Source organism: Pseudomonas sp. YuFO20 (genome assembly GCF_035064975.1).
Lineage (GTDB): Bacteria > Pseudomonadota > Gammaproteobacteria > Pseudomonadales > Pseudomonadaceae > Aquipseudomonas > Aquipseudomonas putida_AE.
Genome location: NZ_JAXDEO010000023.1, coordinates 36,143 through 59,594 on the forward strand (window position 1 = coordinate 36,143; position 23,452 = coordinate 59,594).

Here is a 23,452-nt window from a genome sequence, read left to right on the forward strand (position 1 = left end):
TCACCTCAGGCCGCAGAGCCTGGCGATGGCTTCATAGGTTTCTGGCGTGCTGGTCAGCAGCGCGAATAGCACGAACCAAAGACCCAACAGGTAATGCCAATAGATGGCACAGAGCTCTACGCTGGCGCGCAGTTGCGGCAACGGCACGCGATGCAGGAATTTAGCGACGATCATGCCCCAGGCTATCAATCCGCCCAGCAGGTGGAGCCCATGAAGGCCGGTCAACAGGTAGAAGAAACTGTTGGCCGGATTGCTGGCGACAAAGTAGCCCCAGGCGACAAACTGCTGCCAGACCCAGAGTTGTCCCGCCAGAAAGGCAATGGCAAACACGCCCGCCACGACGAAACCGATAACCGTGGCGTCCAGTCGAACCTGTCGGGCTGCCATGCGCGACCACTGCAGTGCGATGCAACTGAACACTAGAAACGCCGAATTCAGCCAGAGTTGCCATGGATTGGCCAGCGGCGCCAGGGGCTCTGTCAGGGGTAGCCAGTCGACCATCTGGGAGCGGGCGATAAAGGCGATCAGGAAGAGAAAGAATAACGAGCTGACCACGGCCAGAAACAGGCGCAGGCCTGTTTTTGCGATTTGGCTTCTATCGACACCCTCGGCCTGAATACCTTCAGGATCGCGATTCCAACCGCCTGCAGGGTCACCGTCATCCGCGTTTCTCAATAGCAATCTGTTCATGGTTTAACGTCCGCTATTCGGGTTCCGGCACTGAGTTGGCGCATTTGCTCCAACTCCTCGGCAGACACCGTTTGCGCAACGAAATCCTGTTCTATGCCCGGCACACTGTAGTCATAGGCCCAGCGATGCACGACCGGCAACTTCTCTCCCCAGTTACCGTGTTTCGGTGGAGTGTTCGGTGTTTGCCATTCCAGGCTGGCCGCGCCCCAGGGGTTACCGCCTGCGGGTTTGCCTTTGAATACACTCCAGGCCAGGTTGAACAGGAACAGCAGTTGGGAAACACCGACAGTCAATGCGACCACCGTAATGAAGGCATTCAACTCTTGCGCCGACTGTGGAATGAACGCGTAGTTGTCGTAGGCGTAGTAGCGGCGAGGCATGCCCTGGAAGCCCAGATAGTGCATGGGGAAGAAGATGGCGTAGGTGCCCAGGAAGGTAATCCAGAAGTGCAGCTTGCCCAGGGTGTCGTTCAACATGCGCCCGGTCACTTTCGGGAACCAATGATAAATGCCGCCGAACACCACCAGGACCGGTGCGACGCCCATGACCATATGAAAATGGGCGACGACGAAATAGGTGTCCGAGAGCGGAATATCCACAATCACATTGCCGAGAAACAGCCCGGTCAGACCGCCCACCAGGAAGGTGACGATAAAGGCCAGGGCAAACAGCATCGGCACGGTCAGATGGATGTCGCCCTGCCACAGGGTCAGGACCCAGTTGTAGACTTTCAGAGCGGTTGGCACAGCGATGATCAAGGTGGTGACGGCGAAGAAAAAACCGAAATACGGGTTCATTCCGCTGACATACATATGGTGCGCCCAGACCACAAAGCTCAGTACGCCAATCGCAATAATGGCCCACACCATCATGCGGTAGCCAAAGATGTTTTTACGCGCATGCGTACTGATCAGGTCGGAGACCAGGCCAAACGCAGGGAGCGCAACGATATAGACTTCCGGGTGGCCAAAGAACCAGAACAGGTGCTGGAACAATATCGGGCTGCCACCCTGGTGATCGAGCTGCTGTCCCAGCGAGATCATCGCCGGCATGAAAAAACTGGTGCCCAACAGTTTGTCGAACAGCATCATGACCGCACTGACAAACAACGCCGGGAAAGCCAGCAAGGCCATGATCGAGGCCATGAAGATGCCCCATACCGAGAGCGGCATGCGAAACAACGTCATGCCGTGCGTACGCGCCTGCAACACCGTGGTGACGTAGTTCAACCCGCCCATGGTGGCGGCGACAATGAAAATCGCCAGCGAGACGAGCATCAGCACGATGCCCCACTCGACCCCAGGCGTCCCCTGGGTAATGGACTGTGGCGGATAGAGCGTCCAGCCCGAACCGGTGGGGCCGCCAGGGACAAAAAAACCGGCGAGCAACACCAGTACCGCGAGCAGATAGAACCAGTAACTCAGCATGTTGACATAGGGGAAGACCATGTCGCGTGCGCCCACCATCAGTGGGATCAGATAGTTGCCGAAGCCCCCGAGAAACAAGGCCGTCAGCAAGTAAATGACCATGATCATGCCGTGCATGGTCATCGCCTGATAGTAAGCACTGGCGTCCATGAACGCCAAACTGCCGGGGAAGCCTATCTGTATGCGCATCAAGCCAGACAACACCACGGCGATAACCCCCACGAACAAAGCCGTCAGGGAGTATTGAATGGCGATGACCTTGTGGTCCTGGCTCCAGATGTATTTGGTCAGGAAACTCTTGGGCTCGTGCAGTGCCTCTGTTTCGGCTTGCTCCGCATAGGCCATCACGTCATCCTCCTGCCGAAGTTTGCGTGTATTTCTGGCTGCTTTACGGCGACTTCCCTGGCTCAGCCTTGTTCGCGTCAGCGTCGGCATTCGCTTTTGATTTGATGAAAGCGATCAGCGCGTTCAAGTCCTGATCACTCGGGGTAAAGGCCGGCATGACGGCTGCATAGCCTTTGACGATTTTGGCACCGGGATTGAGGATCGAATCCTTTATATAGCCCTCGTCGGCCTTGATACTTGTACCGTCGACAAGGGTTACGGGCTCGTTATACAGGCCCTGCCAGCTCGGGCCGATACCCTTGCTGCCATCGACACTGTGGCAGGCCAGACAGCCTAGCGACCCGGCTAGCCGCTGTCCTTGCGTCGCCAAGTCGTCACCTCTGTCCAGCGCTTCGCTGGCAGAAGGTTCTTGCGACGCAGCACCCAGTGATTTGATCAGGGCGACGAGCGCACCCAGTTCATCGTCATTGAGAGTATAGGCCACCATGACCGGCGGGTAGCCTTGTACCAGACGGGCCTGCGGTTCGAGGATCGATTGTTTCAGGTAGGCCTCATCGACCTGAACGCTGGTGCCATCGGCAAGCTGTTCGGTGCGGCCGTACAGGTTCTTCCATCCCGGCCCGAGGCTGGTACTGCCATCCTGGCTGTGGCAGGCACCGCAGCCGTATTGTTCGACCAATTGACGACCTTTTTCCAGTACGCTGTCCTGACCGGGTTTGGTAGCTGCCGCTAATGTCTGCGCAAAGGTCGGCTGGCTGCTGAGCCATTGATCGAAGGCACCCTGCTCCTCCACGATCATCTGGCCGCGCATGTTGTAATGACCTACGCCACAAAATTCAGCGCAAAGGACTTCATATTTCCCGGTTTTAGTCGGGGTAAACCAGAAGTACGACACCATCCCCGGCACCATATCCATCTTGCTGCGAATTTGCGGTATATAAAAATTGTGCAATACATCTTTAGAGCGCAGTAAAACTTTTACCGGTCGATCCAGCGGAAGTCTGACTTCGTTACTTTTTATTAGCACATCGTCCTGGCCGGCGGGATCCTTGGGATCAACGCCAAACGGGTTGACGGAATCAACTAACTTAATTTCAGACTTGCCCAGTTTCCCGTCCTGGCCCGGAAAACGAAAGGCCCACTGCCACTGCTGGGCGACCACTTCAAGTTCATAAGCATTTTTTGGTACCCGGATGAAATCGTTGTAAACAACCAGGCCTGGCGCCAACATCGCGGCAATACCTATCGAGGTAACGACAATCAACCAGAATTCCAACCTCTTGCTTTCCGGCTGGTAGTGGGCCTTGGCCCCCTCTTTATGACGATAACGCATCACGGCTACCGCCATGAATAGCGTAATGGCGATGAAAAATATTCCGCTGATGATCAGGGTGATGAACAGCGTGGTGTCTATTGATCCCCAGTTGGAAGCTGCCGGTGTTGCATGCCAAGGCGCTAGTACATGGAATAGCACTGATCCAATAACGATGAGTACCAGGACAATTGCTATTGCCATTTCTCTTCATCCTATTCCTGTTGCTCATTGGTTATGCGCAAGCATCGCCACTGACGTCCAGGCAGGGCAGACAAGTACCACCCATCCGGGTGGCAAAGTCAGTTAAAAGTATAGTGCCATCGGGTTGTGCCGTGAGGTTGGCAAGCGAGTCCCGGTTGCCAGCTATACTGAATTTCAGATCAGAGACAGAGCAATAGAATCCAGCAGTCTACGACGGAGGCTTGGTTATGAGCGCCATGACGATCGAAGGCTGGTGCAAAACCAGCCCCGACCAAAAATCCACCCCAATAGGTGAAATCCATTTTTACGTCGATGTGCCACTTCGTCAGCGCCTGGAGCAGGCTGAAGAACACCTGAAGAGTTCCCATGGGCCTGAAGCCATGGTTGATGTCGACATGAGCACTCTGGATTTGAAACTGCCAGAGGGATACGACCCCTTGACCGACTGCCAAATGCGCGTCTATTTGCACCTCGATCGTGGTCAATACCATTTGGTGGGGCACCGCGCGAGCGATGGTAGCTTGATCTATAGCAACGCGGTTTTGATTGATCAGCAGATCTAGGGAACCGCTGGAAAAACCGAGTATGGGATCGTCATCATTTGGCGAATCTGAAATGGATCAAGATTCGGGGTCGTCGTCCTTCCAGGGCGCCGACAGATAACGCGTGCGGTTGAAGGTCTCGAGCCACTCAGGGCTGAACACCACCAGCGCGCTCACCACCATGCCGTTGATGAACGCCTCGGGAAAAATGATCAACCACAGGTAACCGACAAAATCTTCCAGCCAATACGGCATGGCGAACCGTTCGTCGTACCACAACAACGTCAGCGCCAGCACCAGGCACAGCAATGCTGAAAGGGCTGCGGCGAAGAAACCGGAAACGAAGATATACACGAAGAGATTTCGTGGCTGCGCGCGCTCCACCGCTATCGCACAGCATTCAGTGATCAACACCGGCAACAAAATGAACAGCGTGCCATTGACCCCCATGGCCATCAGGTCCTGACGCCCCAGCAACACCAGGCCTGCCTGCGCCACCAGACCGCCGACGATTGCCAGCGGCCAGTCCAGCAACAGCGTCACCGCTGTCATGCCGATGAAGTGATAGGACACGCCGGTATCGAAGTCCCGCCGCACCAGCCACAGCATGAACAGCGCGAACACCGTACCGAACAGCAGATGCTGGCGACGATTGTCGGTGAACAACTCGACCCAGGGTGCGCGCACGACGGCCCAGAGTAATACCGGTATGTAGATCAACCACCCCACGTTCAGGGTCTGGGATGACAATAACTCGGCACCGATCATGGCTGGGCCCACTCCCCTGTCTTTCCGAAAGAGAAAGAGCCTCAGTCTACACCGCCCTTCACCGCCCCTTCGACCTCAAGCCCAATGCCGTGGATCGTTCATCACCGCTTCATGTTCGGCAAACAATTTGGGAAGCTCGGCCTTGAGAAAATCCACCCAGGTGCGGACCTTGGCATCGAGAAAACGCCGTGATGGATACAGCGCATAGACATTGCGCTCGCGCAATCGCCAGGTCGGCAATACACGCAACAAGGTGCCATCGCTCAAGGGCCGTGTGGCGGTGTGGAAAGGCAGCAGGCTGATGCCCATGCCGGCCTCCGAGGCCTTGACCATCGACTCGGCGACATTGCACTGGAAGGTCTTGGCCGGACTGATGGCATGTTCGCCGTGTTCGTCCTGGAATACCCATTGATCGCCATACAAGGGATCAAGCAGGCGCAGGCATTGATGCTCGTTCAGCGCCAGCGGCTGCTGTGGAATGCCCTTGCGGCGCAGGTAGTCCGCGGAGGCGCAAGGTACGCTGTAGATCTGTCCGAGGGCCTGGGCGACCAATTGCGAATCGGGCAGTTCGGGGGCGATCGAAATCACCACGTCGTGCCCCTCCTCCAGTGGATCGGGATTGCGCTGGGACAAGGTCAGTTCGAACACCACGTCGGGATATAGCTCGCTGTAGCGGGCGATCAGAGGCGTGATCAGTACGCCCAGTCCGTTCATGCTGTGCACCCGCAGGCGCCCGGCGGGGTTGATATGCGCGCCACGGGCCTCGGCCGTCGCCTCGTCCATTTCTTCGACGATCTGCCGGCTGCGCAACAGGAATCGCTCGCCTGCTTCGGTCAGGCTCAGGCGTCGCGTGGTGCGTTGCAGCAGGCGTGCCTGGAGATGTTCTTCCAGGTCCGCGACCAATCGGGATACCTGCGCCGTGGACAGATCCAGCGTGTCGGCCGCGGCGGTGAAACTGGCGCAGTCCACCACACGGATGAACACGCGCAAGTTGTTAAGCAAATCCATAAGCCCCCCTCGGGCGATAATACTGTTCATTGCGAGAAACCTGCAGGAGCAAGCTTGCTCGCGATGGAGGTCAACGATGACGCGGGGAGCCTGACACCCGCGCAGCTCTCAGGTTTTTCGCGAGCAAGCTCGCTCCTACAGTTGTGACTATTACATTTTGCGTAACGCTGCATCCGCCGTTGGCCCCTTTATCCACGGGTGCCGAAGACTAAAATCAACTCATCGAAACCCACGCGGAGCACGCCAGCATGAAAACGTTGATCAGCCTGTTTCTGGCCGTCATCGCCACCTCGGCCATGGCCGCTGACAACGAGCCTCTCGCTGTCTTGTACAACCCCGCGCAGCCGCTGGACATCGCCAAGGTGGTGTCTGTTTCGGACACCGCGACCGCCTGCGGGGTTGTGCCGGCGACCATGGTGTATGTCGATCATCAGGGCCAGACCCGGCGGGTGACGTACAACGTCATCGGCGATTGCACCAGCAACCTGTGATTCGCCGCTGCACTCAGAGCAGCGTCCAGGTGTAGCTGAGGATCAGACGGTTTTCATCGATATCACTGCGGTAATTGGACCGCGCCATCGCGTTGCGCACGCGGATCCCCAGGCCTTTGAGGCTGCCGCTCTGCAGCACATAGCCGATGTCCAGGTCGCGCTCACGGTCCTTGCCCTCATACCCCTTGCCGGTATCGACATTGTTGCCGCTGATGTAGCGCAGGGTACTGGTCAAGCCCGGTACACCCAGGGCCGCGAAGTCGTAGTCATAACGCGCCTGCCAGGAACGTTCATCGGTGTAGGCGAACTCGTAGGTCGGCACCTCGTTACCCAACGGTGAGATGTTGGCGAATACCCGCGGGAAGGCGCTGTCGCCAAACATGCCCTGATAGCCGACATAAAAGGTGTGGCCGCCACGTTTGGCCGACAGCAACGAGTAGAACGCCTGGTTGTCGATGTTGCCCAGCAGTTTTTTGCCGTCCTCGCGCGAATCGAAGTAGCCGAGGTTGGCGCCCAGGATCCAGTCACCCACGGGTTCGCTGTGCTTGAGGCCGAGGAAGCGCTGGTTGTAGATGTCCTCCAGTTGCCCGTACCAGGCGCTGACCGAGGTGCGCTTGTCGTTGAAGGCATAATCGCCACCGGCAAAGTTGAACCCGTCACTGCTGACCTGACGTTGCGGCACATGCCCGAGCATCGCCTGCATTTTTTCATCACCCGCCTCGTTGCGCAGGCTGGTTGAACTCAGGTGTCCGCCCTGCAAGGTCAGACCATTGATCTCACTGGAGGTGATGCTTGCACCCTGGTAACTCGGCGGCAGCAGGCGAATATCACTGAACACCAACACCGGTAGATTGGGTTGCAGCTCACCGACTTTCAGCTCGGTTTTCGAGTAACGCATCTTCAACGCGCCTTCCAGACGGCTGTAATTGTCCGCTGCGCGACCGTCGTCCTGCACCGGCAGCAAGCCGGTATTCACCCGGTCCGGGCTGCTGTCGAGCTTGAGGCCGAGCAGGCCGATGACATCCACACCAAAGCCGACGGCACCCTGGGTGTAACCGGACTTCACGTTGAGGATGAAGCCCTGGGCCCACTCCTCGGCCTTCGATTGCTGGTTGGCGCCGACGATGTCGGAATAGTCGCGGCTGAAGTAGTAATTGCGCGCTTGCAACGTTGCGGTGGTGTCTTCGATAAACCCGCTCTCGGCGGCCATAACGCCTGTGGAAAAACCCGAGACGACAGCCAGGGACAACGCCGTACCCGTTGCTTGGAGATTCTGCTTCATCGTTTTTCTCTTATTGTTATTGATCGACTGATTGAACATCTTCAGTTGCAGTGGATTTACGAAGGAGATCGGGACGACGGGCGCTTAACAGCACATGGGTGACCATGCCGAAAATCAGACCCCAGAACGCGGCGGACAAGCCGAACAGCGACATGCCTGAAGCGGTGATCAGAAAGGTCACCAACGCGGCTTCGCGGTCGCTCGTCACGGCCATCGCCCCCGTCAGCGCCCCGGCAATGGCAGCAAACAGCGCCAGCCCCGCCAACGCCGCAATCAGCTCTTTGGGGAACGCGGAAAACAGCGAAACCAACGTGGCGCCGAAGATGCCCAGCACCAGGTAGCACAAGCCCCCGACAACGCCCGCCACGTAGCGCTTGCGCGGATCCTCGTGAGCCTCTCGACCGGTGCAGATGGCCGCCGTGATCGCGGCCAGGTTCAGTCCATGGCAACCAAAGGGGGCCAGCAGCGCGGTGCCCAATGCGCTGCTGGCGATGATCGGGCTCGCAGGCGTTTGGAAACCACTGGCACGCAGCACGGCCATGCCAGGCACGAACTGGCCGGTCAGCGCCACCATCACCAGTGGCAAGGCGATGTTCAGCGTCGCGCCCAGGCTGAACTGGGGCGTGATCCACACCGGCGTAGCCAACCCGATGACCAATGCCTCGCGATGCAGATCACCGCTGAACGCGGCAATCGAACAGCCCGCCAGCAACACCAGCATCACCGCGTAACGTGGCATCACCCGCTTGCCGATCAGATAGGCCGCGAACATCGCCAGCACCAACAACGGCTTGTGCTGCATCGATACGAACAGCCCTGTGCCGAAGCTGAACAGGATCCCGGCCAGCATCGCCGCCGCAATCGCGGCGGGCAGTTTGCTGATGATCCGGTCGAAAGCCCCCGAGACCCCGACCACAAAGATGATCAGGCTGCTGACCAGATAAGCCCCCACCGCTTCTGCCATGGAAATTTCAGGCAACAACGCCACCAACAACGCCGAGCCAGGCGCCGACCAGGCGATGATGACCGGAACGCGATAGCGCAGGCTCAAACCGATGCCCAGCACGGCGCTGCCGATGGAGATCGCCCAGATCCAGGACGACAACACTTCCCGCGGCAGATGGGCCGATTGCGCCGCCTGAAAGATGATCACCAAGGGCCCGGCATAGGAAATCACCGTGGCGATAAATCCGGCGACAGCGGCTGACAGGGAGAAGTCCTGGATAAACGCCTTCATGACTCAAGCGCCCGTCGGCGACAGCGTTGGGCTGACAGCCATGGCGCTGCGCCGGTTGCTGATGGCGAACACGGTCATGGCGAGGGCCGCCACGGCACCCGGCAAGGCAAATGCCATGAAGTTCAGTTGCAGCGGCAGGCTGATGCCGAGCAAGGCGCCACCCAGCAGGGGACCGACGATGGCACCGTTGCGGCCGATGCCCGACGCCCAGCCCAGGCCAGTGGAACGAATGGTCATGGAGTAGAACTGCGCGGCGCAGGCGTACAGCAGAATCTGCGAGCCGATGGTGGTGGCGCCAGCGATGGCGATCAGCAGGTACAACACCGGCATCGGGCTGTTGAAGCCCAACAGGGTGATCGACACCGCCGCCATGGCGAAGAACACCGACAGCACCCGCGGCAGATTGAGCTTGTCACCCAGCACACCGCCGCCGACCGCACCGAAGATCGCCCCGAAGTTCAGCACCAGCAGGAACGACAGGCTCGAGCCCAGGCTGTAACCAGCGTTGGCCATCAGTTTAGGCAGCCACGAACTCAAGGCGTAGACCATCAGCAGGCAGCAGAAAAACGCCAGCCACAACATCAGCGTACGCAGTGCACGGCCTTCGCGGAACAACTGCAACACCGGGGTGCCCGTGCCCTTCACTTCACTCATGTGCAACTGATCATCGGTCTGTGCGACGTAAGCCGGATCGATGCGCTGGAGAATGTTGCGGGCTTCTGCAGTGCGCCCCTGGCGCAGCATGAAACCCACCGACTCGGGCAGGAAGTACATGATCAGCGGCAACAGCAGCAACGGCAGGACCGCCACGTAGAACACCGACTGCCAGCCGAAACTCGGGATCAGCACGATGCCCAGCCCGGCCGACAGCATGCCGCCCACCGAGTAGCCACTGAACATGATCGCCACCAGGGTGCTGCGGATCTTTTTCGGCGCGTATTCGTTCATCAACGCCACGACATTGGGCATCACGCCACCAATGCCCAGCCCGGCAATGAAACGACAAATCCCAAACTCGGCGGGGTTGCGGGCGAACCCGTTGAGCACGGTGAAACCACTGAAGAGGATCACGCAGAGGGTGATGGCTTTCTTGCGCCCGATCCTGTCCGACAGCGGGCCGAAGAACAGCGCGCCGAACATCATGCCGAACAATGCATAACTGCCCAGTGCACCGGCTTGCAGAGGACTGAGCCCCCACTCTTTCATCAGCATCGGCAAGACCACGCCGTAGATCACCAGGTCGTAACCATCGAAAATGATGATCAGGGCACACCAGAACAGCACCATCCAGTGGAAGCGGTTGAATCGAGCGTTGTCGATAACCTCATGTACGTCGATCTTGCGCATGGCGTTCATCTCATGTTTTTGTTTTTTTAAGGGCGGCGGCAGCACGGCTCACGTCCGTACAGCCGAGGGTAGAGTCACCAGGCGCGGGTCAATATCCGCATTGCGCAGACCACTATCCGTTTTGTGCAGCGCCCTGGACCGGGCTTGGGAGCGAGAGGATTTGCTCCTCTCCGATAAACTGTCTTCTTTACAATCACATTTGAGCGCTAAGCTTGGGCGTATGGATGATTCAGATTACTTACGCCTGCTGACCATTGCGGCCGAGCAAGCCAACGCGTTCCTGTCCAATGCCCGCAAATGGGAGCGCGAGCGTTGGGTCTGCCAACGCCTGCTGCAGGGCCTGAACATCCCCTACCGTGCCGACGAATTCGCCCCGGCCGGGGAGCCGCCGGATGTATTGTTCCGCGACGCCAGTTTCGAGGTGTTCTTCGTGCTCGACGAGGGCCGGCGCCTCAATGATGAATGGCGCGATGAACTGCAGCGGCGGCGCAGCGCGTTCTCCCTGAGCCAGCTGGTACGGCGCGAGGCCAAGCCCCGGCGCATACCTGCCAACGAGTTCTTGCTGCGCCTGGCGCCGACCTTGCGCAAAAAAGCGCACAACTACAAAGAACGCGGCATGGACCTTGGCGAGCTGGACATCATTGCCTTCGCCAGCCTCAAGCGCGAAGTGCTGGACCTCAACAGTCATTTCCCGCCGCCCACCGAATACCTGCGCCAGGGCTGGCGCTCGCTGTCGCTGGTGGGCCCGACCTTCGCCCGCGTGCTGTTCGCCCATCCCGATGCGCCGGATTTCCTGCGCAGCAACCTGGGACGCAGCATTGTGTTCGACGTTGGAATCAGCCTGTGAGCCCATTGCAGGAACTGATTGCCGAAGTCCCGCAAACCGGCCGCGTACGCTGGATCGGCGTGCGCCCGGAACGTCACGCACCGATGATCGAACTCGATGCCGTGGAGGCGCGACTGGAGGCGGGCCTGACAGGCGATCGCGCCCGACCCGGCATCCGCAATGCGCGGCAGGTGACGCTGATCCAGTGGGAACACCTGGCGGTGATCAGTTCGCTGATGGGCCGCCCGGACGATCAGCCGGTCAAGCCTGAAGATTTGCGGCGCAATCTCGTTATCAGTGGGATCAATCTGTTCAGCCTCAAGGGCCGGCGCTTCCGCATCGGCCAGGCGATTTTCGAAACCACCGGATGGTGCCAGCCCTGCGCACGCCTGCAAGCCAACCTGGGCCCCGGGACGTTTCAGGCGGTGCGCGGACATGGCGGAATCACCGCCCGGGTGTTACAAAGTGGCATCATTCGCCTGGAAGACAGGGTGAGCGTCGAGCCCATTCCGGACAGCGGCTATGCTCCGTTCAACGTTCGTTAAATCAGCCTGTAGCTTCTACACCTTCAGCAACGTCTACCTGACGAGGCCTTTATGACCAGCCGCCTGAACCCCGACGACCAAAAGCATGTCGAAGAGTACCTGCAGTTGTCCCAACACCGAGTCGAGCGCCGGCCTTTCCGGCCGTGGATGCTCCTGGTGCTGGTATTGGCAGTGACCATTGGTCTGGGCCTGCTGAGCCGACTTATCAGTTACCTGACGCTATGAGCTGCTTCGCGCTCGCTTGGGTAACCACACCGATTTCCTTTAGCCTTGTGAGTTATCCCCATGTCCCATCGTATTGTCATTGTCGGCGGCGGCGCCGGCGGTCTGGAGTTGGCTACCCGTCTGGGTAAGACTCTGGGCAAACGCGGCACGGCCAGCGTGATGCTGGTCGACGCGAACCTGACCCATATCTGGAAACCGCTGCTGCACGAAGTCGCGGCCGGGTCACTGAACTCTTCCGAAGACGAACTCAACTATGTTGCCCAGGCCAAGTGGAACCACTTCGAGTTCCAGCTGGGGCGCATGAGCGGGCTTGATCGCGCCAATAAAAAAATCCAGCTGGCCGCCACTTATGATGAAGCCGGTCTGGAGCTGGTGCCGGCCCGGGAAGTGCATTACGACTCGCTGGTGATCTCCGTCGGCAGTACCACCAACGATTTCGGCACCCTGGGTGCGGCGCAACACTGCCTGTTCCTGGATACCCGCAAACAGGCCGAGCGCTTCCATCAGCAGTTGCTCAACCACTACCTGCGCGCACACGCAGGGCAGACCGACAAGGTCGAGCAGATCAGCGTCGCCATCGTCGGTGCCGGTGCCACCGGGGTCGAACTGGCCGCCGAGCTGCACAACGCCGCCCATGAACTGGCGGCCTACGGCCTGGACCGGATCAAACCGGAAAACATGCACATCACCCTGATCGAAGCCGGCCCCCGAGTGCTGCCGGCCCTGCCGGAGCGGATCGGCGGGCCTGTGCATAAAACCCTGGAAAAGCTCGGGGTCAACGTCATGACCAATGCGGCCGTCAGTGAAGTGACCGCCGACAGCCTGATTACCGCGGATGGCAAAGTGATCAACGCCAGCCTGAAAGTCTGGGCCGCCGGGATCCGTGCACCGGGGTTCCTCAAGGACATCGATGGCCTGGAAACCAACCGCATCAATCAGCTGCAAGTGCTGCCGACCCTGCAAACCACCCGTGACGAGAACATCTTCGCCTTCGGTGACTGCGCGGCCTGCCCGCAACCGGGTTCCGATCGCAATGTGCCGCCGCGCGCCCAGGCTGCTCATCAGCAGGCGTCGTTGCTGGCCAAATCGCTGAAGTTGCGCATCGAAGGCAAGGCGCTGCCGGAGTACAAGTACACCGACTACGGGTCGCTGATCTCGCTGTCGCGTTTTTCGGCTGTGGGTAACTTGATGGGTAACCTGACCGGTAGCGTCATGCTGGAAGGTTGGCTGGCGCGGATGTTCTACGTGTCGTTGTACCGCATGCACCAGATGGCGCTGTATGGGCCGTTTCGCACGGCGATGCTGATGCTGGGCAGCAAGATTGGTCGCGGGACCGAGCCGCGCCTGAAGCTGCACTGATTTAAAACCTGTGGGAGCGGGCTTGCTCGCGAAAGCGGTGTGTCAGTCGACATGAATGTTGAATGACACACCGCTTTCGCGAGCAAGCCCGCTCCCACATTGGTTTTGCAGTGTTCTGGAAATTTTCGCAGGCAAAAAAAATCCCCGTATCTTTCGACACGAGGATTTTTAATATGGTCGGGGTAAGGGGATTCGAACTCCTGACATCCTGCTCCCAAAGCAGGCGCGCTACCGGACTGCGCTATACCCCGGTAAAAAAAAGGCGACCTAACTAAAGTCGCCTTCTTCGATCAGCGCTTTTGGCCTCTGATCTTAAGATTCGATTCCAGCGTTAACTGGTTTCAAAAATGGTGGGTCGTGTGGGATTCGAACCTACGACCAATTGGTTAAAAGCCAACTGCTCTACCAACTGAGCTAACGACCCAAAAATGGTCGGGGTAAGGGGATTCGAACTCCTGACATCCTGCTCCCAAAGCAGGCGCGCTACCGGACTGCGCTATACCCCGGCTTGAAATTGGCTCCGTGACCAGGACTCGAACCTGGGACCCAATGATTAACAGTCATTTGCTCTACCGACTGAGCTATCACGGAACTACACATTTCAATTTACAACTTTGTAGCTTTACTGCGTTCTCTTCGACCCGTTCGCATCGCTGCGTTCGTGTGTCTGAGGCGCGCTATTCTACAATCTTCAGCACCTCTGTCAACCCCCTAATTTGCATTCAAGTTAATGATTTGCAACTTATTTTAGATTCCTGCCTGAAGCAGAAACCCTGGCGGGTGACTTACTGCGGGGCGCACTTTACAAGCCTTTTCCTTAGAGTTCAACAGCCTGAATGAAAAAAAGGCCTCGTTGTGCGAGGCCTTTTCGATTTTGCTGCGGTTGCGGATCAGACGAAGACGATTTCGTCGTTTTCCACCACGCCCTGAGCGGTGTCACCCGGCATGAATCGACCGGAAAGGATCAACTGCGCCAGCGGGTTCTCGATCCAGCGCTGTATGGCCCTCTTGAGCGGCCGTGCGCCGTACACCGGGTCGTAGCCGACCGCGATCAGCTTGTCCATGGCCTCGGGGCTCAGTTCCAGCTTCAGCTCCCGCTCGGTCAGGCGACTGCGCAGGCGACCCAATTGGATCTCGGTGATACCGGCGATCTGATCCCGCGCCAAAGGCTCGAAGATCACCACTTCGTCGACCCGGTTGATGAACTCCGGCCGGAAGTGGCTGGAAATCGCATCCATCACCGCGGCGCGCTGCGCCTCACGATCACCCACCAATTCCTGGATCTGTACAGAGCCCAGGTTGGAGGTCATGACAATCACGGTGTTCTTGAAGTCCACCGTACGGCCATGGCTGTCGGTCAGGCGACCGTCTTCCAGCACCTGCAGCAGGATGTTGAACACATCCGGGTGCGCCTTCTCGACTTCGTCCATGAGGATCACCGAGTATGGCTTGCGACGCACCGCCTCGGTCAGGTAACCGCCCTCCTCGTAACCGACGTAGCCTGGTGGCGCACCGATCAGGCGAGCCACGGAATGTTTCTCCATGAACTCGGACATGTCGATCCGCACCATCGCCTCTTCGGTATCAAAGAGAAATTCAGCCAGCGCCTTGCACAGCTCGGTTTTACCGACACCGGTCGGGCCGAGGAACATGAACGAGCCGCTCGGGCGATTCGGGTCGGACAACTCGGCGCGGGAACGCCGCACCGCGTTGGACACGGCCACCACTGCTTCGTCCTGGCCGATCACACGTTGGTGCAACAGGCTTTCCATCTTCATCAGTTTTTCGCGCTCGCCTTCGAGCATTTTCGACACGGGAATACCGGTCCACTTCGACACGACTTCGGCGATCTCTTCTTCAGTCACCTTGCTGCGCAGCAACTGGTTTTCAGGTTTTCCATGCTGGTCGACCATTTGCAGGCTGCGCTCCAGGTCCGGGATCACCCCGTACTGCAACTCGGCCATGCGGTTCAGGTCGCCTTTGCGGCGAGCGGCTTCCAGTTCCTGACGGGACTGTTCGATCTTCTGCTGGATTTGCGCAGAACCCTGAACCTCGGCTTTTTCCGAGTTCCAGATTTCTTCCAGATCCGAGTACTCACGCTCGAGGCGGGCGATTTCTTCCTGGAGTTTTTCCAGGCGTTTCTTCGCTGCGTCGTCGCTTTCTTTCTTCAGCGCCTGGGATTCCACCTTCAGCTGGATCAAACGTCGTTCCAGGCGGTCCAGCACCTCCGGCTTGGAGTCGATCTCCATGCGGATGCGGCTGGCGGCCTCGTCGATCAGGTCGATGGCCTTGTCCGGCAACTGCCGGTCAGTGATATAGCGATGGCTGAGCTTGGCCGCCGCAATGATCGCGCCGTCGGTGATCGCCACCTTGTGGTGGACCTCATAGCGTTCTTTCAGGCCACGCAGGATGGCGATGGTGTCTTCTTCGCTCGGCTCGTCCACCAGCACTTTCTGGAAGCGTCGCTCGAGGGCGGCGTCCTTCTCTATGTATTGGCGGTACTCGTTGAGCGTGGTGGCACCGACGCAGTGCAGTTCACCCCGCGCCAGGGCTGGCTTGAGCATGTTGCCCGCATCCATCGAGCCCTCGCCTTTACCGGCGCCGACCATGGTGTGCAGTTCGTCGATGAACAGGATGATCTGCCCTTCCTGCTTCGACAGCTCGTTGAGCAGGGATTTCAGGCGTTCTTCGAACTCGCCACGATACTTGGCACCGGCAATCAACGCCCCCATATCCAGGGACAACAAACGCTTGCCCTTGAGGCCATCCGGCACTTCGCCATTGATGATGCGCTGGGCCAGGCCTTCGGCGATGGCGGTCTTACCGACGCCAGGCTCACCGATCAGCACCGGGTTGTTCTTGGTGCGGCGTTGCAGCACCTGGATAGTGCGACGAATTTCATCGTCACGGCCGATTACCGGATCGAGCTTGCCCTCCTCGGCACGCTTGGTCAGGTCGACGGTGTATTTGTCCAGGGCCTGGCGCGCTTCCTCGTGGTTAGCGTCATTGACTGCCTCACCGCCACGCAGGTTGTTGATCGCGTTTTCCAGGGCTTTCTTGCTCACGCCCTGGCCGAGCAACAGCTTGCCGATCTTGCTGTTTTCGTCCATCGCGGCGAGCAGCACCAGTTCGCTGGAAATGAACTGGTCGCCCTTTTGCTGGGCCAGGCGATCGGCCTGGTTGAGCAGGCGCGCCAGATCCTGCGACATGTTCACGTCGCCGGTCGGATTCTGGATTTTCGGGAGCTGGTCGAGCTCTTTGGTCAGCTCTTTACGCAGGCTGTTGACGTCGAAGCCCACCTGCATCAGCAGGGGCTTGATCGAGCCGCCCTGTTGCTCGAGCAGGGCTTGCATCAAGTGCGCCGGTTCAATGGCCGGATGATCGAGACCGACGGCCAGGGATTGGGCATCGGACAACGCTAACTGCAATTTGCTGGTTAAACGGTCTATACGCATGGGTCACCTTCCTTTTGAGCAGGCCGGACCTATAAAACATCCTGAATGAAGAAACCTGCCAGATACCACAATAGATGCGGTCGATTCTGGGAGTTTCAAGCGTCGAGACGTTGATGCAGGTCAGACAAGTCTAGCGTTCGAGCCAGATCAAGGAGGCAAATCGACCGGTGCGGGACGCACGGCGATAAGAAAAGAAGCGTGGATCGGTGACGGTGCAGAAACCGCCGCCGTAGACAGCGGTTACACCACGGGCTGCCAGGCGCAAGCGCGCCAGCGTATAGATGTCGGCCATGAACTTGCCGGGGTTTTGACTCGGCGCAAAAGCTTGAGCAGCTTCGGGCAGTTGCTCGACGAAGGTTTCCCGCACTTCCGGGCCGACTTCGAAGGCTTTCGGACCAATGGCCGGGCCGAGCCAGACCAGAACCTCGGCAGGTGGCACGTCCAGGCTGTCGAGGGTCGCTTCCAGCACCCCCGCCGCCAACCCGCGCCAACCGGCATGGGCCGCCGCGACACGAGTACCGGCACGGTCGCAAAACAGCGCAGGCAGGCAGTCGGCCGTCATCGCCGCACAGGCAATGCCCGGCGTTGAGGTCCAACTGGCATCGGCAGTGTCCACCCGGCTCGGATCCGCATGCGCCACGACAACGCCGTGGACCTGCTGCAGCCAGGCCGGTTTAATCGAAAAACGATCAGTCAGACGCCGGCGATTTTCGGCGACAGCTTCGGGGCTGTCGTCGACGTGATCGCCAAGATTGAGGCTGTCGAACGGCGCCAGGCTGACGCCGCCCGCACGGGTGGTGACACAGGCTTTGACCCCGGCCGGCGCGGGCCAGTCAGGAATCAGCCAATCACTCATCCGACAAACGCCTCGCGGTCTTGCTTGAGCAGGGTCAGCAACCAGACGAAATCTTCCGGCAACGGCGATTCCCAGCTCATGCGCTCACCGGTGGTCGGGTGATCCAGCTCGAGGAACCGCGCATGCAGCGCCTGACGCGGGAAGTTTTTCAGCGACTCGACCATGGTCGGGTTGGCGGCCGGCGGAATCCGGAAACGACCGCCATAGGCAGGGTCTCCGACCAACGGGAAGTTGATGTGCGCCATGTGCACGCGAATCTGGTGTGTACGACCGGTTTCCAGCTTCACCCGCACGTGGGTGTGGGAACGGAAACGCTCGAGCACGCGGTAATGGCTGACGGCCTGCTTGCCACCTTCCATCACGGCCATGCGCTGGCGTTGCTGGCCGTGACGACCGATCGGCGCATTGATCTTGCCGCCAGCCGTCACCACGCCGATCACGATGCACTCGTAGATCCGGCTGACGCTGCGGCTCTGCAACTGTGTAACCAGCTGCGTCTGCGCCTGAATGGTCTTGGCTACCACCATCAGACCGGTGGTGTCCTTGTCCAGGCGATGCACGATACCGGCGCGGGGCACATTGATGATGTCCGGCACGTGGTGCAGCAAGGCGTTGAGCAAGGTGCCATCAGCGTGGCCAGCAGCCGGGTGAACCACCAGGCCCGCAGGCTTGTTGATCACCAGGATGTCGTCGTCTTCATAGACGATGTCCAGGGCGATGTCTTGAGCGACCCATTCGCCCTGAGCTTCCTGCTCGGCAGTGAGTTCAAGAATGGCGCCACCGTGAACGATGTCTCGCGGGCGGACAACCGCCCCATCCACAGTCAGGCGGCCGTCTTTGATCCAGGCGGAAAGGCGCGAGCGCGAGTGCTCAGCGAATAATTGTGCGGCGACTTGATCGAGGCGTTGGCCGCCCAATTCGGACGGCACCTCTGCGCTAAGTTCAATTTTATCGGACATGCTCGGACTAGGCGTCGGCACAGCCTTTGGTTTCGGCTGCGCGCTTGTGGTTAAATACGGCGTCTTTTGCCCCGAGGCTATTCAACGGGGCGCTCATCATAACAGGACGGCCTCGCCCAAGACAGCGGCCGTCATAGGGACGCAAGCCGCCATGCAAGTGAAACACCTGCTGCTGATCGCCATCCTCGCATTGACCGCTGCTTGCTCTTCGAAGGAAGTCGTAGACGAAAACCTGAGCGAAGTCGAGTTGTACCAACAGGCTCAAGCCGATCTGGACAATAATAGCTACACCAGCGCCACTGCCAAGCTGAAGGCTCTGGAATCGCGCTATCCGTTCGGCCGTTATGCCGATCAGGCCCAGTTGGAGCTGATCTACGCCAACTACAAGAACGCCGAACCGGAAGCCGCCAAGGCCGCTGCCGAGCGCTTCATTCGCCTGCACCCACAGCACCCGAACGTCGATTACGCCTACTACCTCAAGGGCCTGACGTCTTTTGACCAGGACGTTGGCCTGCTCTCGCGCTTCCTGCCGCTGGACATGACCAAGCGTGACCCGGGTGCCGCTCGCGACTCCTACAACGAGTTCGCCCAGCTAACCAGCCGCTTCCCCAACAGCCGTTATGCGCCGGACGCCAAGCAGCGCATGATCTACCTGCGCAACCTGCTGGCCGCCTACGAAATCCACGTGGCCGACTATTACCTGACCCGTCAGGCCTACGTCGCCGCCGCGAACCGCGGTCGCTACGTGGTGGAAAACTTCCAGGAAACCCCTGCGGTCGGCGACGGCCTGGCGGTGATGACCGAGGCCTACCAGCGCCTGCACCTGGATGAACTGGCTGCCACCAGCCTCGAAACCCTGAAGCTCAACTACCCGAACCACCCAAGCCTGGTGGACGGTCAGTTCGTGCCATCGGTCGCCGAAGCCGACAACCGTTCGTGGCTGAGCAAGGCCACCCTGGGCCTGATCGAATCCCGTCCGCCGCTGCCACCGGGAGAAACCCGCGCCAACCAGGACGTGCAGAAGCAGTTCCAGGATGCCAAGGACGCGATTCCGAGCGAGCTCAAGCCTAAAGACGGCAACGGCGATGTGATCGAGGAAGAGGATCACGAGGCCGAGGGCAACAACGAAGACCGCTCGTGGTTCAGCTACATGACCTTCGGCGTATTCGACTGATACGACCGGTGGTACAGAAAGGGAGACGCTCGAGTCTCCCTTTTTTATTGCGCCGTTTTTATGCCGCGCGAATACGCTGTGCGCCTGTCATGTCCTTGGCTAAACTGGCGGCTCATCCGTCATAAAGCAGCTCACCATGCTTCGTTTACTATTCTGGATCGCAGTGATTGCCGCCGCTGTCTGGTTCTGGCGCAAGTACAAGCGCCAGGTCTCTGCACCCAAGTCCTCCGCCGAGCTGGAAGCGGCGCCCATGGTCCGCTGCGCCCATTGCGGCGTGCACCTGCCCCGCGACCGTGCGCTGAGCCTTCAACAACAGTGGTATTGCAGCCAGGCTCACCTTGAGCAAGGCCCAGGCTCCAGTGATCGCTGAGACGACCAGTCCCGGCGACAAACAGGCCCAGCGACTGCTGCGCCTCTATCACCTCTACCGCCTGAGCATCGGCATCACCCTGGTGCTGCTGATTTCCAGCAACCTGGACTACCGGTTGCTGACGTCCGCCAATGACGACCTGCTGCGCTACGCCAGCGGGTTGTACCTGGTGCTGAACATCCTGCTGGTGGTCTTCTTCGCAAACACCCGCCGTCCGACACAACTGCTCAGCCTGGCGCTGGTCGATGTCCTGCTGCTTTGCGTGTTGTTCTACGCCGGTGGCGGTGTGGCCAGCGCCATCGGCAACTTGTTGATCGTCTCGGTGGCCATCAGCAATACCTTGTTGCGAGGACGCATCGGCTTGCTGATCGCCGCCATCAGCGCACTTGGCATCCTGGGTTCGAGTTTCCTGCTGAATCTCAGCCATCCCGCCAGCCCCAACGATTACTTGCAGATCGGCACGCTCGGCGCCCTGTGTTTTGCCGCGGCACTGCTGGTGCAAGGCCTGGTCCGACGACTGGAAGTCAGCGAAACCCTGGCAGAACAGAAAACCAGCGAAGTCATCGGCCTGGAAGCCCTCAATGCCCTGATCCTGCAACGCATGCGTACTGGCATTCTGGTGTTTGACGACCAATGGCGCGTGCAACTGGCCAATCACAGTGCGTTGGCCCTGCTGGGCTGCGAGCGCCTCGAAGGCCGGCGGATCGACGAACAGGCCCCCGCCCTGGTCGAACGTCTGCAACTGTGGATCAACAACCCGACGATGCGCCCGCATAGCCTGAAAATCCCCGGCAGCGGCCTTGAACTGCAGCCGAGCTTCATTGCCCTGGCTCCTGGCCCGCATCAGCAGATCCTGGTCTTTCTCGAAGACCTCGCCCAGGTCACCCAGCAGGCTCAACAACTGAAACTCGCCGCCCTCGGCCGCCTGACCGCCGGTGTCGCCCATGAAATCCGCAATCCGTTAGGCGCCATCAGTCACGCCGCGCAGCTATTGCACGAATCGGAGGAACTGAATGCCGCGGATCGACGTCTGACGCAGATTATTCAAGACCACTCTCAGCGAATGAATCGGGTAATCGAAAACGTCCTGCAACTGTCCCGTCGCCAGCAAACCGTGGCGCAACGACTCGACCTGAAGCCGTGGCTGGAGCAGTTCGTGACACAAACCCGCGAGCAGGCGACCGAGCGCCAGAAGATCCATCTACGCATGGCTTGCGGTGACTTCAGTACCTTGATGGACCCGAACCAGCTGGAGCAGATTCTCGACAACCTGATCCGCAATGCATGGCGCCATAGCGCCCTGAACCACGACCAGGCGCAGGTCTGGCTTGAGTTGTTCATCGACCCTGAGAGTCAGCTGCCGATCCTCGAAATCCTCGACGACGGACCCGGGGTGGCCCCGGACCATCAAGCGCAATTGTTCGAGCCTTTCTTCACCACCAGCCACCAGGGCACTGGCCTGGGCCTTTATCTGTCCCGTGAGCTGTGCGAAAGCAACCAGGCTCGCCTGGACTTCAAATCACGCCAGGGCGGCTGCTTTCGCATCACCTTTTCCCACGGACGCAAACAAGGTTGAACAAGAGCCCACGGCAAAAAGTCCTGATCGTCGACGACGAGCCGGACATCCGCGAACTCCTGGAAATCACCCTGGGCCGGATGAAGCTCGATACCTACAGCGCACGCAACGCTGGCGAGGCCCTGATCCTGCTCCAGCGCGAGGCGTTCGACCTGTGCCTGACCGACATGCGCTTGCCCGACGGCAGCGGCCTGGAGCTGGTGCAACACATCCAGCAACGCTACCCACAGGTCCCGGTGGCCATGATCACGGCCTATGGCAGCCTCGACACGGCGATCAATGCGCTGAAGGCCGGTGCGTTCGATTTCCTGACCAAACCGGTGGACCTGACCCGCCTTCGGGAACTGGTGACCAGTGCCTTGCTGCTGCCCGCCCCTGGCTCCGCCATCGATCGTCGTTTGCTGGGCGACTCACCGCCCATGCGCGATCTGCGCAAACAGATCGACAAACTGGCCCGTAGCCAGGCACCGGTGTACATCAGTGGCGAGTCCGGCAGCGGCAAGGAACGGGTCGCCCGCCTGATTCATGAGCGAGGACCTCGGGCCAGCCAACCCTTTGTCCCGGTCAATTGCGGTGCGATTCCGACCGAGCTGATGGAGAGCGAGTTTTTCGGCCATCGAAAAGGCAGCTTCAGCGGCGCCATCGAAGATAAACCGGGACTGTTCCAGGCGGCCCACGGCGGCACCCTGTTTCTCGACGAAGTGGCAGACCTGCCTCTGCCGATGCAAGTCAAACTGTTGCGGGCCATCCAGGAGAAAGCAGTACGCAGCGTCGGTGGGCAACAGGAAGTGGTGGTCGATGTGCGCATCCTTTGCGCCACCCACAAAGACCTTGGCGCCGAAGTCGCTGCCGAACGTTTTCGCCAGGACCTGTACTACCGCCTGAACGTGATCGAGCTGCGGGTTCCGCCGTTGCGCGAACGCCGTGACGACATCGAGCCCCTGGCCAGCCATGTGCTCAAGCGCCTGGCTGCAGACACCGGGCAGCCCGCGGCAACACTCCACCCGAATGCTCTCGAGGTCCTGAAAAGCTACCGTTTCCCGGGCAATGTGCGCGAACTTGAGAACATGCTCGAACGGGCTCACACGTTATGCGACAACCAGCAGATCGAGCCCAGCGACCTGCGCCTGGCCGAAGGCAACTGTGCCGCCGAAGCGGGTGTGCCGGACCTTACGCAGATCGATAACCTGGAAGCGTACCTGGAAAACGTTGAGCGCCAGTTGCTTTTGCAGGCGCTGGAAGAGACCCGCTGGAACCGCACGGCGGCGGCTCAGCGGTTGAATCTGTCGTTTCGATCGATGCGCTACAGGCTGAAGAAATTGGGTCTGGATTGAGGGGCCCCTTCGCGAGCAAGCCCGCTCCCACATTCGACCGTGCTTATTCAGGAGAACCACGGTCAAATGTGGGAGCGGGCTTGCTCGCGAAGGCAATCTGACAGACGCCAAAGATCTCGA

The 23,452-nt window shown here is 59.5% G+C and carries 21 protein-coding genes and 4 tRNA genes; 10 read left to right on the forward strand and 15 right to left on the reverse strand.

The window, feature by feature from the left end:
- From SOP85_RS14785 to SOP85_RS14795, 3 genes are read right to left on the reverse strand one after another with little or no spacing between them, the layout of a single operon-like run.
- Positions 1-690, reverse strand: coding sequence for a cytochrome c oxidase subunit 3 (locus tag SOP85_RS14785; RefSeq protein ID WP_323627340.1), 690 nt, complete (start codon positions 688-690; stop codon positions 1-3).
- The gene (gene ctaD, locus SOP85_RS14790; protein WP_323627379.1) at positions 687-2,462 is read right to left on the reverse strand and encodes a cytochrome c oxidase subunit I; all 1,776 of its coding nucleotides are present in this window, start codon (positions 2,460-2,462) and stop codon (positions 687-689) included. The genes SOP85_RS14785 and ctaD overlap by 4 nt, the downstream gene beginning before the upstream one ends.
- Positions 2,463-2,505: 43 nt before the next feature.
- Positions 2,506-3,978: a c-type cytochrome gene (locus SOP85_RS14795; protein WP_323627341.1), complete on the reverse strand. Its 1,473-nt coding sequence runs from the start codon at positions 3,976-3,978 to the stop codon at positions 2,506-2,508.
- Between the two features lie 227 nt (positions 3,979-4,205).
- On the opposite strand from SOP85_RS14795, the gene SOP85_RS14800 reads away from it, so the two are divergent.
- On the forward strand, positions 4,206-4,541 hold the full coding sequence (locus SOP85_RS14800) for a hypothetical protein (protein WP_323627342.1): 336 nt from the start codon (positions 4,206-4,208) through the stop codon (positions 4,539-4,541).
- Between the two features lie 57 nt (positions 4,542-4,598).
- On the opposite strand, the gene SOP85_RS14805 is transcribed toward SOP85_RS14800, so the two are convergent.
- Entirely contained in the window at positions 4,599-5,288 is a 690-nt protein-coding gene (locus SOP85_RS14805) for an energy-coupling factor ABC transporter permease (RefSeq protein WP_274074561.1), read from the reverse strand.
- A gap of 75 nt (positions 5,289-5,363) precedes the next feature.
- Complete coding sequence (locus SOP85_RS14810) at positions 5,364-6,296, reverse strand: LysR family transcriptional regulator (protein WP_274074560.1); 933 nt, start codon at positions 6,294-6,296, stop codon at positions 5,364-5,366.
- 248 nt (positions 6,297-6,544) lie between these two features.
- Here SOP85_RS14810 and SOP85_RS14815 point away from each other — a divergent pair, with 248 nt between their 5' ends.
- Positions 6,545-6,787 (forward strand): DUF2790 domain-containing protein, encoded by a 243-nt coding sequence (locus tag SOP85_RS14815; protein WP_274074559.1) that lies wholly within the window; start codon positions 6,545-6,547, stop codon positions 6,785-6,787.
- A 13-nt stretch (positions 6,788-6,800) separates the two neighbouring features.
- Here SOP85_RS14815 and SOP85_RS14820 read toward each other — a convergent pair whose 3' ends face one another.
- Genes SOP85_RS14820 through SOP85_RS14830 form a run of 3 tightly spaced genes read right to left on the reverse strand, consistent with a single transcriptional unit; the run spans position 6,801 to position 10,653 of the window.
- A complete protein-coding gene (locus SOP85_RS14820; RefSeq protein WP_323627344.1) occupies positions 6,801-8,069 on the reverse strand; it encodes an OprD family porin in 1,269 nt (422 codons plus the stop codon).
- Between the two features lie 16 nt (positions 8,070-8,085).
- Positions 8,086-9,306: a benzoate/H(+) symporter BenE family transporter gene (locus SOP85_RS14825; RefSeq protein ID WP_323627347.1), complete on the reverse strand. Its 1,221-nt coding sequence runs from the start codon at positions 9,304-9,306 to the stop codon at positions 8,086-8,088.
- Between the two features lie 3 nt (positions 9,307-9,309).
- On the reverse strand, positions 9,310-10,653 hold the full coding sequence (locus tag SOP85_RS14830) for an aromatic acid/H+ symport family MFS transporter (RefSeq protein ID WP_274074556.1): 1,344 nt from the start codon (positions 10,651-10,653) through the stop codon (positions 9,310-9,312).
- Positions 10,654-10,873: 220 nt separating this feature from the next.
- Between SOP85_RS14830 and SOP85_RS14835 the strand changes: the two genes are divergently transcribed.
- The 4 genes from SOP85_RS14835 to SOP85_RS14850 are packed head-to-tail and all read left to right on the forward strand — an operon-like array spanning position 10,874 to position 13,608.
- On the forward strand, positions 10,874-11,500 hold the full coding sequence (locus SOP85_RS14835; protein ID WP_007970534.1) for a DUF1780 domain-containing protein: 627 nt from the start codon (positions 10,874-10,876) through the stop codon (positions 11,498-11,500).
- A complete protein-coding gene (locus SOP85_RS14840; RefSeq protein WP_323608718.1) occupies positions 11,497-12,024 on the forward strand; it encodes an MOSC domain-containing protein in 528 nt (175 codons plus the stop codon). The genes SOP85_RS14835 and SOP85_RS14840 overlap by 4 nt, the downstream gene beginning before the upstream one ends.
- 51 nt (positions 12,025-12,075) lie before the next feature.
- Complete coding sequence (locus SOP85_RS14845) at positions 12,076-12,249, forward strand: DUF3094 family protein (protein WP_007996394.1); 174 nt, start codon at positions 12,076-12,078, stop codon at positions 12,247-12,249.
- Positions 12,250-12,309: 60 nt separating this feature from the next.
- On the forward strand, positions 12,310-13,608 hold the full coding sequence (locus SOP85_RS14850; RefSeq protein ID WP_323608719.1) for an NAD(P)/FAD-dependent oxidoreductase: 1,299 nt from the start codon (positions 12,310-12,312) through the stop codon (positions 13,606-13,608).
- Positions 13,609-13,782: 174 nt separating this feature from the next.
- Here SOP85_RS14850 and SOP85_RS14855 read toward each other — a convergent pair.
- The 7 genes from SOP85_RS14855 to rluD form a co-directional block, all read right to left on the reverse strand.
- A tRNA-Pro gene (locus SOP85_RS14855) sits at positions 13,783-13,859 on the reverse strand.
- A gap of 97 nt (positions 13,860-13,956) precedes the next feature.
- Positions 13,957-14,032: transfer RNA gene (locus tag SOP85_RS14860), tRNA-Lys, on the reverse strand.
- 5 nt (positions 14,033-14,037) lie between these two features.
- Positions 14,038-14,114, reverse strand: a tRNA-Pro gene (locus SOP85_RS14865).
- 9 nt (positions 14,115-14,123) lie between these two features.
- Positions 14,124-14,199, reverse strand: a tRNA-Asn gene (locus SOP85_RS14870).
- A gap of 299 nt (positions 14,200-14,498) precedes the next feature.
- On the reverse strand, positions 14,499-17,063 hold the full coding sequence (clpB, locus tag SOP85_RS14875; RefSeq protein WP_323627349.1) for an ATP-dependent chaperone ClpB: 2,565 nt from the start codon (positions 17,061-17,063) through the stop codon (positions 14,499-14,501).
- 130 nt (positions 17,064-17,193) lie between these two features.
- Entirely contained in the window at positions 17,194-17,919 is a 726-nt protein-coding gene (gene pgeF, locus SOP85_RS14880; protein ID WP_323627352.1) for a peptidoglycan editing factor PgeF, read from the reverse strand.
- Positions 17,916-18,878 carry a 23S rRNA pseudouridine(1911/1915/1917) synthase RluD gene (gene rluD, locus SOP85_RS14885; protein ID WP_274074551.1) on the reverse strand — a complete coding sequence of 321 codons (963 nt, stop codon included), beginning with the start codon at positions 18,876-18,878 and terminating at the stop codon, positions 17,916-17,918. Before rluD ends, pgeF begins: the two co-directional genes overlap by 4 nt.
- 151 nt (positions 18,879-19,029) lie before the next feature.
- Between rluD and SOP85_RS14890 the strand changes: the two genes are divergently transcribed.
- The 4 genes from SOP85_RS14890 to SOP85_RS14905 all read left to right on the forward strand — a co-directional run bounded on the left by SOP85_RS14890 (position 19,030) and on the right by SOP85_RS14905 (position 23,332).
- The gene (locus tag SOP85_RS14890; RefSeq protein WP_274074550.1) at positions 19,030-20,052 is read left to right on the forward strand and encodes an outer membrane protein assembly factor BamD; all 1,023 of its coding nucleotides are present in this window, start codon (positions 19,030-19,032) and stop codon (positions 20,050-20,052) included.
- Between the two features lie 136 nt (positions 20,053-20,188).
- The gene (locus SOP85_RS14895) at positions 20,189-20,422 is read left to right on the forward strand and encodes a PP0621 family protein (protein ID WP_274074549.1); all 234 of its coding nucleotides are present in this window, start codon (positions 20,189-20,191) and stop codon (positions 20,420-20,422) included.
- Positions 20,412-21,998 (forward strand): sensor histidine kinase, encoded by a 1,587-nt coding sequence (locus SOP85_RS14900; RefSeq protein ID WP_323627354.1) that lies wholly within the window; start codon positions 20,412-20,414, stop codon positions 21,996-21,998. Before SOP85_RS14895 ends, SOP85_RS14900 begins: the two co-directional genes overlap by 11 nt.
- Positions 21,995-23,332 (forward strand): sigma-54-dependent transcriptional regulator, encoded by a 1,338-nt coding sequence (locus tag SOP85_RS14905; protein WP_323627356.1) that lies wholly within the window; start codon positions 21,995-21,997, stop codon positions 23,330-23,332. The genes SOP85_RS14900 and SOP85_RS14905 overlap by 4 nt, the downstream gene beginning before the upstream one ends.
- Positions 23,333-23,452: the final 120 nt, after the last annotated feature.